The organism is uncultured Draconibacterium sp. (genome assembly GCF_913060805.1).
GTDB lineage: Bacteria > Bacteroidota > Bacteroidia > Bacteroidales > Prolixibacteraceae > Draconibacterium.
Genome location: NZ_CAJXTC010000046.1, coordinates 26,171 through 38,287 on the forward strand (window position 1 = coordinate 26,171; position 12,117 = coordinate 38,287).

A 12,117-nucleotide genomic window follows, 5' to 3' on the forward strand; every position below is an offset into this window, starting at 1 on the left:
ACTAATACGTAAAATCAAGTTTTGTTAATCCGGATTGTACCTCGGGACACGACATAAACAGATCCCAAAGCAGGTTGGTCCGGTAATTTTCAAGCATCACTACAATCGGCCCCTGATCGATAGCCAGGTACGAATCGGCCACCCAGCCGTTTGTAAAATCAAAAGCATCGTAGAATCCATAATCTCCCCACAATTTATCTCCAAGTGTGTAGTAGAAATAGCGTAAGGCTTCCATCGATTTCTCAGGTGTGTATGGCATCGATGACAGTGCTGCAGTAGGAGTAAGAACGCCCCGGTCGTTGTTTGGCGAGTGCGCCGAATAACCGGAATAACCATCGCTGGCCGTTAGTCCCCAGCACTCATCGGAATACGCCACATAGTTTTGTGGATTATCAGCGCAGTAGGCGTGATTTATTTTTGAGTGCGTTACATTTTGCTCCCAGTAATTTGCATACTGATCGGAAAGATTTCGCGGATCGAGCCCCAGGAACGAATAATGTGAAAAGAACAACGGACCACCCATGTCGCTGCGCAAAGGCAAGGTGTAACCGTAATACGAATTGTTACCCGAGTTCATCATATCGCCATCCTCTGCCCAGCCTTTGGTGTATACGTCTTTATCGATAGTGTGTGTTGGCGACGAAGCAGCCAGTACGTAAATTATAAGTGCCTCGTTCCATCCTCTGATCTTCATGTTCATCGCCCAGTCGTTATTGGCCGACCAATGCCAATACAACACATCTTGTCCGCCTTGCGTGTACCAGTCCCATTCAATGGTTTCCCAAAGGGTGTTGATCTTATCGATCAAAGATGATTCCTGTGAATTGCCGGAATTGAGATATTGTCGTACAGTCAATAATCCCTGCATCATAAATGCCGTTTCAACCAGATCGCCACCATCATCGTTCGAGCTGAACGGAATGGTTTGTCCGGTTTCGCCGTTTAGCCAGTGTGCCCATACGCCGTGAAAACGGTCGGCTTCAGTTAAAAAGTCGACAATGGTTTCCAGTCTGTCGATTCCTTGTTGACGCGTAATAAAACCACGCTCGATACCAACCAGTATCGACATTACACCAAACCCGGAACCTCCCGTGGCAACTGTATTTCCCGAAGTATTTCGTTCGCGTGCCAATCCTGAAGCCGGATGAGCAAAATCCCAGAAATACTTAAATGTTTGCTCTTGAACCAGTGTTAGCAATTCTTCGTCAGAAATCTCCGGGAATTTTGGAGTGGTATCGGCTTGCGTATAAAAGTTCAGCTCCAGCCCGTCGAAAGGTCGGTTGATACGATTTCCAATGTCTGATGAAATAGCAAAAACGGTTTTACTAAAACCTTCCATTTCCTGCGAAATCTCAACAGAAATTGATTGTTCGTCTACCTGGTTAAATGTTGAAGCTACCGATGCTCCGTTGCTGGAATACGAAGAATAAAGGGAAATATCGTCTTTTGAAACAGCAGAATTAAATTGTAGTCGGATCACCGGTTTGCGGTTAATATCCAGAATTCGCGACAGTGGATTGTAGCTCACTTCATCAATCTGCACACTTTCTAAAACCAAAGGTGATGTCAGTGTAGAGAAGGTATAAGATTGCCCGTTAAAAGGCTCTTCGTTAGCTCCTTTCAAACCGGATGAAATCGATAGTGTGTAAGTTGCATTTTCTTCCAGATCCTGATGATCGATATTGATCAGCTGGTTATTGTTGAAATAGGAAAAAGTTAATGCTAAGGGATTGTTATCTGCATCGAATAGATTAATGTTTGCCTCGGCAGAAATCGTATTTACCGCTGCATTGAAACGGATTTCTATCGGTTCGTCGATGGCTACATTTGTATTTTCGCCACTTGAAGCGAGCGCCGTTTCGCCAATATAGGCGTAAGTAATCGCCAAATTTTCAGTTGGCTTTTCACCCTCAGAATCATCCTTGCTGCAGGAAACGATCATTCCTGACAAGAATAAAAGGAATAAGATTTTATGGAAAATTCGCATCAAAATATGCAGATAAGTGTGTTGTCAAAATTCAAAAAAAAAAAGTTTGAATTGACCCACTGCAAGCTACAGTGGGCCAATTCTGTAAACTACCTTATATTACTCTATAAACCGTCTTGCATCATCAAAACAACTTCTTCAGCAGAAAGTGCTTTTTTGAACAAGTACAATTCGTCCATCATACTTTCGTCGGAGTTGTGATTCCAGCCGTTAAAACGAGGTGCTCCCGACATAATTGAAAGCAAGTCGCAGCCAGTCCAGTCGATTCCTGAGAAATCACCTTGTTTTACCTCAACGCCATCAATGTAAACGCGTGCTTCAGTACCAGAAATGGCAAATGCCATGTGTACCCAGTTGCCTGTTGTTGGATCAACATCGGCTGCGGTACCACCATCGAACCACGAGTCTGCAGTTCCGTTACCGGCATTCAGTTTAAAGCGTTGCATTCCTCCTGCATTTTCGCGGAAGAAACGGAACCCACTTGTTCTGTCGTTTTGTGCATCAGGATTATCAGCGTCTTCAGGTCCCATAACCAAAATACCTGCACGGTCAGGAGTTGCATTTATATTTACCCAGAAACTTGCACTGAATTCATCAGCCTGAATATCAACATCAGCAGTTGAGAAAGAGAGGTATGAATCTGCCGCTCCCTGGTAAGCATCGCCTTCAACACCGGCGCCATAATTTAACGATGGATTACCAACAACAGTTGCTTCTTCACTACTTATTGCCTCTTTAAAGTCGCCGTTAAAATCCATGTAGAAAGAAGCTTGTTCTTTCAGCATAATGGTGTGAATTTCTTCCTGTGTAAGCGCAGTATTGAAAATACGCAACTCATCCATTAAACTACCGTCTGAAAGGTGGTTCCAGCCTGTCCAGTTTGGAGCACCCGACATAATTGAAATCACATCACAATCGGTCCAGTCAATACCGCTGAAATCGCCTTCTTTTACCAATTCACCATTGATATAAACTTCAGCGCTGGTTTCTGAAATACTAAATGCAAAGTGTGTCCATTCGCCTGTACTTGGTTCAACATCAGCAGCAGCTCCACCATCAAACCACGAGTCTGATTCGCCGTTGCCAGCATTCAGTTTAAAACGTTGCATACCGCTTGCATTTTCGCGGAAGAAACGGAATCCTTTTGAGCGGTCGTTATCGTTGTCAGCCGGAGGTGACACGACTAATATACCCGCTCTGTCCATGCTGGCATCAACTTTCAGCCAGAAACTTGCACTAACTTCTGTAGCTCCCTGCAGAATTGTTGTTGGGAAGGTGAGGTACGAATCAGCAGCTCCGCTGTATGCAGTACCTCCCTGGATACCATCGGTAAAACCAGGACTTCCTACTGCAGTTGCCAGTTGAAGGCTATTCATTTCGCGGAATTCATTATTAAACGGCATATAGAAAACTTCGCCTTCGTATTGCGGTACGTATGGTGGCGACTTGGCAAAGTTTACCGTTGCTGTAGTTGTTTTTCCGTCGAGGTCGGTGGCTGTTACACTTAACACGTGCGAACCTGTTGTTACATTATCGTAAGTGTAAGTTCTCATTGCCACACGGTAATCCATAAACTCCGAGTAGCTGGCAATTTCAGCGCCGTCGATATTTACTGAAATGGATCCGATTTCAATATCGTCTCTTACTTCAAAGTCGATATCAACTGAAGCGACAGCATCGTTTGTCTGAATTTCGTATCCTTCGGGCGGAAAGTTAATTGTAACCTGTGGAGCTGTTTCATCCGCTCCCGGATCTACAGCCGATATTCCATCGATGTAGTTTTGATCGCATGCATTGAAAGCAAACAGTATCAATGCAAGTATAAATAATTTATTATAAGTCTTCATGTTTTATCGTTTTAGTCAATTCCTTCTTCCAATTGTGGTAACTCAGCAACCTGATCGGCCGGGAATGGCAAATAGGCTTTGTCCATCGTAAATGTTCTTCCGCCATACGAAAGGGCACTGGTGTTTTCGGTGCGCACCATATCGTAAAAACGTGTTCCCCATTCCATCGCCAGTTCGGCAAATTTCTCGTCAAGCACATCTTGTGTAGAAACACCCGATAAGTTGGTTAATCCGGCACGTGCACGAACCATGTTTACGGCATCGTCGGCGCTCATCGAAATGCTGCTCGATGCTCCGCGGGTAAGCGCTTCGGCATAAGTCAGCAACATTTCAGAGTAACGGATTACAATAAAGTTTTTGTTACTTCCGTAAGATGTTCTTCCGGGAACCAGTTCAGTAGAAGGTTGGCTGTGTTTTCCGCTTACAAAATTCATGCGGGCGTTGTTGTTAAAAATATCGCCTTCGCGATTGGTGTTTGTAATCCACTCCGGAATGGTACCATAGTCGTTTTGCAACTCGGTAATTCCGTCAGGAGTGAAAATTACACTTGTTTCCAGACGAACCACTTCGCCTCTGTCGAGCATAAATTCGATGTATTTCAGTGTTGGCTCATAAAATCCCCAACCGCCGCCTGCGCCGGTTACTACGGGTGTCCATCCGCCAATTCCAAACGGGGCCCACAAGAAATTAAAATTATCGCCTTCGCCCTGATTGAAATCAGAATATTGGAATTCCATAATGTTTTCATCGTCCAGTTTACCGGCCTTTTTAAACAGGTGGTAAAAGTCGTCGGACAATCTAAATTCACCCGAGTTAATAATTTGCGAAGTTGCATTTACCACACCTTGGTAATCTTTCATTTCCTGGTAAGCCAAAGCCTGAATTGCATAAGCCGTGTAGGTGGTCATTCCTCCGGGAATATCAGTACGTTTATTCGGGTGAACATCAGGAAGGTTCGGAATTGCATCGGCCATTTCGTCAACAATATATTGCATTACCTCTGCTTTGTTGCTTACCGGTGTATTCTGTATGTTATCAAGATCGTCGATTACAATACAACCACCAAAAGTACGGGCAATGTTCAGGTACAGGTAGCCCCGCATAACACGACATTCGGCAATGTACTGATCGGCCAATGCATCGTTACCCGATGCTTCGCGGTACTTATTAATCTCGTCGATTGCCGTAAAAACATTCACAATATCGTTGTAGTGCAACTGCCAAACTGAATTTGCATTCCAGGCGCTGGCCTGGTACAAATAATTATCCTGTTCCTGCATCGGAACCTGGTCGCCTGCAGCATTTACATCATCGCCACGAATTCCCAACGTTAACGGCTCTTCCCACGAGCGACGGTATAAACCCTGGTAGGCTCCCATTAATGGTAAAACCATGTTTTCGCTGATGGTATAATCCACATCGCTGGTAAACGATTCGTTCTCGAAAGGTTGGTCCAGTTTGTCGGTACATCCAATTACCGACACCAATAGCAGCCCGATTAAAAGTACGGGTGCGAAATATTTTATTAAAAGTTTCTTATTCATGTCTTAAAGTGTTTAGAATTTTAGATTTACCCCAATTGTATAAACGGCCGGAACCGGATAAAACTGGCGGTCGATACCGTTGTTGACCTCAGGATTAAATCCGTTGTATTTAAATACTGTAAGCGGCTTTTCTGCAGTTACAAATACTCTGGCATCGGGCATTCCGGCGCCAAACAGCTTTTCGCCATCAATGTTGTAAGCAAGCTGAATATTCTGGATGCGGAAGAAATTTCCGTCTTCAACCAGGTAATCGCTAAAGTTCTGGTTCCATCCGCGGCGCAGTGCCGAAGCCGATGGATATTTGTTCGATGTTCCTTCGCCGGTCCATAATCCGTTGGCCAAATCAGCATCGATATTTGTATCGTTTGTCCAGATGATCTCGCCACGTTTACGGTTCAGAATTTTGTTACCGGTTTGGCCCATAATGTTCATCGAGAATTCGAAGTCTTTATAATTTAGCCCGATAAATCCACCGTAAGAGAAAGTCGGAATGTACGAACCAAGGAATACTTTGTCGTTGTCGTCGATCACATCGTCGTTGTTTTGATCAACATATTTGAAATCGCCCGGAACCAATGAATTGTCAACTGCAACAGGATCGGCACTAATTTCAGCCTCGTTTTGGTAAATTCCTGCAACCTCGTAACCATAGAACGAAAGCAGTGGCTCGCCAACCTGAGAACGTTGTCTGAACTCGGCCGAACCTCCGTTAATATAGGTTTGTCCGTAAAGGTCGCGCACTTCGTTTTTAAGTGTTGAAATGTTAACTCCAACATTGTAGCTAAAATCTCTGGTAATTTCGTTTCTCCAGCCTAATGCCAGTTCTAAACCTGAGTTGCGGATAGTACCAACGTTACGCAATACGCTTCCCGACTGTAACTTCAAACTTACCGGGATAGCAGCATCTTCGGTGTCGCGGATAAAGTAATCGGCATCAATGGTTAAACGGTTGTCAAACAATTCAGCATTTAAACCAAAGTTGGTTCCGGTAACGGTTTCCCAACCCAAATATCCAAACGTGCTGGTTGTTGTTGTTCCGTCAATCTGCATATCGTCGATAGCCAAATAAACCGGGTTGGTTGTATTTGCTCCATCCTGGCGGGCAATTTTATCGTTACCAAGTTTTCCCCAACCACCTCTTAATTTCAGGTAGTCAAGAAAACCAACATTTTCCATAAAGCCCTCTTCGGTAACTACCCAACCTAAACCAAAGGCAGGGAAAGTTCCCCATTTCTCCTGGTACTTTTGTGTTCCTTCCTGGCGGATGGTGAAGTAAGCAATGTATTTGTTATCGTAGTTGTACGAAAGACGCCCGAAATACGAAACACCGTAAAGGCGCTCGCCATTATCGCCAACTTGTTTTGATGACTCCGACTGCGACTGGTCGATGTACCACGCATTTTCATTCAGCGGAATATCTTCGGCCGAACCTCCAAGGTAATCATACCACTCGTCGCGGTACGACATACCGGCCATTGCGGTAATATTGTGGTCGCCAAAACTGTCGGTATATGTTAATGTGTTATCAAAGAAATGATTTACATCTGTAGTTCGCGAAGATGAAATAGATGACAGAGTTCGTCGGGTTGAATTAGTAATGTAATAAGGCATTCCAACGCTTCTGTTTTTAAGGAACATCATCGACGAATTGTAAGTACTTTTGAATGTCAACAAATTTGGAAGGATGTCAACCTCGGCATAAATACCGGCAAGTACTTTTCTGATATCCTGACGCTGGTCGTTATAAGCCAAACTCAGGAACGGGTTTTGCGAACCGCGGTAGTCCAACAACTGTGCACTTGAATAATTACTTGGGTAATCAATTCCCTGTGCTATCAGTTCGTCGTAATTCTCCTGGTCGTAAACCGGTAAAATCGGTACGGCATGGTAAGCACTAAACCACGCTGAATTGTTGGCAATATAGCGGGTTCCGTTACTTACATTAAAATTTACCCCGGTTTTTAACCAGCTGTTTGCCTGGTGATCGATTGAAGCGCGAATGTTCATCCTTTTGTATGAATCTTCTGCTTCCAGCAAACCTTCCTGGTCGTAATAACTCACTCCCATTGAATAGGAAGTTTTATCGTTACCACCCAAAACTGAAACCGAGTGGTTTTGCTGACGGGCATGCGATTTCATAATCTCGGCATACCAGTCGGTATTTACGTTTGGTACATTCGGGTTCACGCGGCTACGGCCGTAACGTTGCATCGCATTTTCAACAAAACTAATGTCGGCAGCCGATCCGGTTTGATAAACGTAATCAACAAATTGTTCGGCGTTGGCCATTTGCATTACGTTTTGCGGAACCTGAATACCGTAGTATCCTTCGTAGGTAATGCTGGTTTGTGTGTTCAGCGAACCTTTTTTGGTGGTAATAAGTACCACACCGTTTGCTGCCCTAACACCGTAAATCGCCGATGCCGAAGCATCTTTTAAAACCGATAAGGTTTCGATATCCGATGGGTTAAGGAAATCGATGTTGTCGAAATACATTCCGTCAACAACATACAAAGGTGATGAATCACTACTTCCCGGAAATGATCCGATACCACGAATACGAACTGTTGGTGAACTACCCGGCGATCCGGAATTCACAATTTGTACCCCGGCAACTTTTCCCTGCAACGACTGCATGGCCTGTCCGGCAGGTGTTTTAACCAGTTCGTCTGATTTAATTGTGGAAATTGAAGAGGTAAGATCGGCCTTTTTCATCGATCCGTAACCAACAACCACCACTTCCTCAAGGCCAACTACATCCTCCTGTAACTGAATGTTGATTGTACCTGATTGTTGTGGATTTATTTCCTGTGATAAAAAACCAATGTAACTAAAAACTACAGTGGCTCCCTGTTTTACCGACAATGTGTAATTGCCGTCGATGTCTGTAACAGATCCGTTAGTTGTTCCTTTTTCCAAAACGGATACTCCCGGCAGAGTTATTCCGTCTCCATCAACCACCGAGCCAGAAATATCTATTCTATTCTGCGCAAATAGGGTTGAAAACGAAAAAAGAAGAAATACAATAAAGAATGTTTTTCGCATAACTTTAAAATTTGAATTAGTTTGAGGTCAAAGTTACGGCTACGGCCAGGCGGAAAACAATCAAATAAATACACTATTGATACTTTCGGGGAAAGTGAATCGCTTTAGCAACCTCATCATTACCTCATCCTGTAGAATAAACAATAAATATAAGTAGTTGTAAAACAGTGCTTAAAATGGTGATTTGTTTGTGAATTCTTTTTATTTTTTTATACATTTAATTTTATTTATTTCGCAAAAAATGGGGTTTGGAGTATAAAATAGAGGAATTGGATCCATTTATCATCTGTTAAATCATTAACATTCGATGCTCAGAATCGGAACAAAATCGATCATTGGCACCATCTTTTTGGTGGTTTGGGCCATCACTTCTTTGGCTTTGGAAGAGGAAACGGGAGTGGTGAAATTTGACCAAACGATCTATAAAGGTGCCCGACAAAACTGGGGTGTTAGTATTGCCAAAGGCGGCATTGTTTATTTTGCCAATCATTCGGGGCTGCTTTCGTTCGACGGAACCAACTGGACGATGAACAGGTTGCCCAACAATACAATTGTACGTTCGGTAAAAGCCGTTGACGATACGATTGTTTATACAGGTGGTTACAGGGAACTGGGTTTTTGGAAACCAACTCCAACGGGCGAACTGATTTATACATCGCTTAATGCGAAAGCCGTAGGGTTTTACGACGAAAATCCGAACCTGGAGTTTTGGAACATTGCAGTAAAAGGCGATTACGTTTATTACCAGTCGTTTAGTAATATTCTCGCCTATCATAACGACACTGTTGTTGATCTGCAATTGAATGGAATTTCGGTAATGAACCAGGTGGGCGACCGCGTTTTGGTGGCTTCAAGAGACAATGGAATTTGGGAAGTTGAAAACGATGAGGTAAAACGGATTATTTTCGACGATGCGCTGATCGGCACAACGGTTAAATTTATCATCCCCGGAAATAACGAAAGCCTGCTGGTTGGTACCGCCGACAGAGGTATTTTTCGTTGGGATGGCACAACCCTGAAACAATGGAATGATGACTGGACTTCGTATTTTATCGAGAACGAGTTAAACCGGGCCAGCCGAAGCAAAAACGGACATTATATAATTGGCTCGCTGGTTGACGGAATTGTTGTTTTTGACCGGTTCGGGAAACTGATAACAAAAGTAAATTCGAGAAATGGTTTGCCGAATAACACTGTTTTGGGCATCGCTACCGACGAACGGCAGAATAGCTGGCTGGCACTCGATATTGGAATTGGTTTTGTGGCCGACGACCACAACAAAAGTTTTGTGGTTAAAAAGTTGCCGGGAGCTGGTGCTATTTACTCCACAGCTATTTTCGAGAATAAACTGTACCTCGGCACTAACCAGGGTTTGTTTGAAGCATCGCTTGATTTGGATAACGACGAGATTCAACTTGTTCAGGGAACGCAAGACCAGATTTGGGATTTGAAGGTAATCGACAATGAACTTTTAATCGGGCACAACCAGGGAAGTTTTGCACTAAAGAACGGCGAGAAAAGAGTAATATCGACCGAAGGCGGCGCATTCAATTTTGTACAGGATCCGTTTCATCCCGAATTGCTTTTGCAATCAACTTACAACCGAATAATTGTTTACAACAAAACCAACGAGGGAATAGAGTACAGGAACTTCATTGAGGATTTTAGTAACCTGATTCGTTACATTGAATTCGATCATTTAGGAAATATATGGGCCAGCCACATGCACCGCGGAATTTTTAAAATCCAGGTGGATGAACAACGTACAAAAGCAGTGGGTGAACCTGAATATTACGGTGAAGAGACCTTTGGGAAAGACCATTCGATTCATGTATTTAAAATTGAAAAAAGAATTGTATTTACTACCGGCGACAAGTTATATACCTTCGACGATCTTACCAATTCCATTCTTCCGTACGATACGCTAAACGCCAGTTTAGGAAAGTACGCGGCCGCAAATCGAATTATAAAAGCACCCAATAATTATTATTGGTTTATCGAGGCCTCGTCAATTGGTTTGTTCTCCATTGTTCAAAGCGATGTAAAACTGATTAAAGAGTTTCCAACGTCGCTGTTTAACGATCCGTTGCTGGTTGAAGGATTTGAAAATATACTTCCGGTAAATCAGTACACCGGCATTTTGTGTCTGCAAAACGGCCTGGCATTTCTCGATGCTTCGGTTGCCGACTCTGCCACAAGTTTGATCGGTAGATATGCTCCGGCTGTCAGAAGTATTGAGCTGCAGAGCAATGGCGGGCGGTCAGTATTTTTGCCACTTAATACGAGGGAAACCGAGATTAAAAATACGCTGAACAACGTAAAATTCCGCTTGTCATTTCCAATGCTGAACGAATTCCCGGTTTCGTACAAATATCTGTTGCAGGGATTACATCAGGGCTGGTCGGAAGGTGTGGCCGACCCCGAATTTCAGTTCGAAAGATTGCCACGCGGAGAGTATCAGCTGCAAGTAAAAGCGGTAGATATTTGGGGCAACGAAAGCCAGCTTTATACTTTCGATTTTAAAATATTGCCACCATTGTTGGCTACCAAATTGGCCATATTTCTGTATATGTTTATTTTAATCGGAGCACTTTTGCTGTTCCGGCGGTGGGGGGTAAAACAAACCCTGAAAAAAGAGCTACTGCAACACGAAAAACGCGAGCGGGAACTTATTCGCCTGCGAAACGACAAACTGCGGGGCGAAGTGCGATTTAAAAGTAAGGAGCTGGCCAACTCCACGATGGCGATTATTCGTAAAAACGAGTTTCTGATCGACCTGAAAAACATTGTACGAAAACAAAAAGAGGAGCTGGGATCGCGCTATCCCGACAAGTATTTTAATTACCTCAACAATAAAATCGACGAAAATATCTCGAGCCGCGACGACCGTCAGATTTTTGAGAATAATTTTGAGCGGGCACACGAACAGTTTTTCCAGAAAATGAAAAACAAATACCCGGATCTTACATCGAGCGACCTGCAATTGTGCGCTTACCTGCGGATGAATTTATCGTCGAAAGAAATTGCGCCCTTACTTGGAATCTCCATCCGCGGCGTTGAAAACCACCGTTATAAATTACGGAAAAAACTCAACCTTCAACCTGAAGATTCGCTTACTGATGTTATGCTATCGGTTTAGAAACAAAGCTTTGTCTGAGACTTCTGGTGAATAAGAGATGGTGCAATGTTTTATCAGGAGTCAACTCGTTCAAACTAATAGAAAAAGATTCGTAACGACCAAAGACCGTCGGATACCGTCGGAAAACCGTCGGATTATCTGTATGCTACTTTGTATGTATAAAAAGAAAAAGGAGCTACGATTTATTTCGTAACTCCTTGATATTGTTCGTGGAGAATACCGGAGTCGAACCGGTGAACTTCCCGAATGCTTTCGGGACGCTCTAGCCAACTGAGCTAATCAATCAAGAGGAAACCAGTTCAATTTTAACCTAATATAAAAGGATTCTTAGCGACCGAAGACCGTCGGATACCGTCGGATTTTCTGTATGCTACTTTGTTGTATAAAAAGAAAAAGGAGCTACGATGTGTTTCGTAACTCCTTGATATTGTTCGTGGAGAATACCGGAGTCGAACCGGTAACCTTCCCGAATACTTTCGGGACGCTCTAGCCAACTGAGCTAATCAATCAAGAGGAAACCAGTTCAATTTTAACCTAATATAAAAGGATTCTTAG

General features: G+C 43.4%; 5 protein-coding genes and 2 tRNA genes. 1 reads left to right on the top strand and 6 read right to left on the bottom strand.

The genetic code is table 11. The features are described 5' to 3' along the window. Window position 1 precedes the first annotated feature (1 nt). From QZ576_RS20095 to QZ576_RS20110, 4 genes are all read right to left on the bottom strand, one after another. On the bottom strand, window positions 2–1,942 hold the full coding sequence (locus QZ576_RS20095; protein WP_297100627.1) for a glucoamylase family protein: 1,941 nt from the start codon (window positions 1,940–1,942) through the stop codon (window positions 2–4). Between the two features lie 149 nt (window positions 1,943–2,091). Further along, window positions 2,092–3,834: a LamG domain-containing protein gene (locus tag QZ576_RS20100; protein WP_297100630.1), complete on the bottom strand. Its 1,743-nt coding sequence runs from the start codon at window positions 3,832–3,834 to the stop codon at window positions 2,092–2,094. An 11-nt stretch (window positions 3,835–3,845) separates the two neighbouring features. Next, window positions 3,846–5,378, bottom strand: coding sequence for a RagB/SusD family nutrient uptake outer membrane protein (locus tag QZ576_RS20105; RefSeq protein ID WP_297100633.1), 1,533 nt, complete (start codon window positions 5,376–5,378; stop codon window positions 3,846–3,848). Between the two features lie 12 nt (window positions 5,379–5,390). Continuing rightward, window positions 5,391–8,423: a TonB-dependent receptor gene (locus QZ576_RS20110; protein WP_297100635.1), complete on the bottom strand. Its 3,033-nt coding sequence runs from the start codon at window positions 8,421–8,423 to the stop codon at window positions 5,391–5,393. A 307-nt stretch (window positions 8,424–8,730) separates the two neighbouring features. Here QZ576_RS20110 and QZ576_RS20115 point away from each other — a divergent pair, with 307 nt between their 5' ends. Next, the gene (locus QZ576_RS20115) at window positions 8,731–11,562 is read left to right on the top strand and encodes a triple tyrosine motif-containing protein (RefSeq protein WP_297100638.1); all 2,832 of its coding nucleotides are present in this window, start codon (window positions 8,731–8,733) and stop codon (window positions 11,560–11,562) included. Between the two features lie 210 nt (window positions 11,563–11,772). Here the strand turns inward: QZ576_RS20115 and QZ576_RS20120 are convergent. Both QZ576_RS20120 and QZ576_RS20125 read right to left on the bottom strand, forming a co-directional pair. Next, window positions 11,773–11,842 (bottom strand) — tRNA-Ala (locus QZ576_RS20120). A gap of 154 nt (window positions 11,843–11,996) precedes the next feature. After that, a tRNA-Thr gene (locus QZ576_RS20125) sits at window positions 11,997–12,066 on the bottom strand. Window positions 12,067–12,117: the final 51 nt, after the last annotated feature.